The 1,413-nt window shown below is 56.3% G+C and carries 1 rRNA gene; it reads right to left on the bottom strand.

Annotation, left to right across the window (positions count from 1 at the left end):
• Positions 1-22 precede the first annotated feature (22 nt).
• Positions 23-1,413 (bottom strand): 23S ribosomal RNA (locus AB0K80_RS33810); the annotation flags it as partial.

The raw sequence follows: 1,413 nt of genomic DNA, 5'->3' as shown, positions 1-1,413 counted from the left end.
AACACAGTGGACGCGAGCATCTGAGGACAAGCCCTCGGCCTATTAGTACCGGTCAACTCCACACGTTACCGTGCTTCCATATCCGGCCTATCAACCCAGTCGTCTACTGGGAGCCTTACCCCATCAAGTGGGTGGGAGTCCTCATCTCGAAGCAGGCTTCCCGCTTAGATGCTTTCAGCGGTTATCCCTCCCGAACGTAGCCAACCAGCCATGCCCTTGGCAGAACAACTGGCACACCAGAGGTTCGTCCGTCCCGGTCCTCTCGTACTAGGGACAGCCCTTCTCAAGACTCCTACGCGCACAGCGGATAGGGACCGAACTGTCTCACGACGTTCTAAACCCAGCTCGCGTACCGCTTTAATGGGCGAACAGCCCAACCCTTGGGACCGACTCCAGCCCCAGGATGCGACGAGCCGACATCGAGGTGCCAAACCATCCCGTCGATATGGACTCTTGGGGAAGATCAGCCTGTTATCCCCGGGGTACCTTTTATCCGTTGAGCGACGGCGCTTCCACAAGCCACCGCCGGATCACTAGTCCCGACTTTCGTCCCTGCTCGACCCGTCGGTCTCACAGTCAAGCTCCCTTGTGCACTTACACTCAACACCTGATTGCCAACCAGGCTGAGGGAACCTTTGGGCGCCTCCGTTACCCTTTAGGAGGCAACCGCCCCAGTTAAACTACCCATCAGACACTGTCCCTGATCCGGATCACGGACCCAGGTTAGACATCCAGCACGACCAGACTGGTATTTCAACGACGACTCCACCCGAACTGGCGTCCAGGCTTCACAGTCTCCCAGCTATCCTACACAAGCCGAACCGAACACCAATATCAAACTGTAGTAAAGGTCCCGGGGTCTTTCCGTCCTGCTGCGCGAAACGAGCATCTTTACTCGTAGTGCAATTTCACCGGGCCTATGGTTGAGACAGTCGAGAAGTCGTTACGCCATTCGTGCAGGTCGGAACTTACCCGACAAGGAATTTCGCTACCTTAGGATGGTTATAGTTACCACCGCCGTTTACTGGCGCTTAAGTTCTCAGCTTCGCCCCACCGAAATGGAGCTAACCGGTCCCCTTAACGTTCCAGCACCGGGCAGGCGTCAGTCCGTATACATCGCCTTACGGCTTCGCACGGACCTGTGTTTTTAGTAAACAGTCGCTTCTCGCTGGTCTCTGCGGCCACCCCCAGCTCAGACCGTAAAGATCGTCACCAGGACTGGCCCCCCTTCTCCCGAAGTTACGGGGGCATTTTGCCGAGTTCCTTAACCATAGTTCACCCGAACGCCTCGGTATTCTCTACCTGACCACCTGAGTCGGTTTAGGGTACGGGCCGCCATGAAACTCGCTAGAGGCTTTTCTCGACAGCATAGGATCATCCACTTCACCACAATCGGCTCGGCATCAGGTCTCA

This window comes from Streptomyces sp. NPDC052682 (assembly GCF_040678435.1).
In the GTDB taxonomy this organism is placed as follows: Bacteria; Actinomycetota; Actinomycetes; order Streptomycetales; family Streptomycetaceae; genus Streptomyces.
The sequence above is the reverse complement of the archived record's forward strand: the minus strand, read 5'-3'. Positions and strand labels throughout refer to the sequence as shown.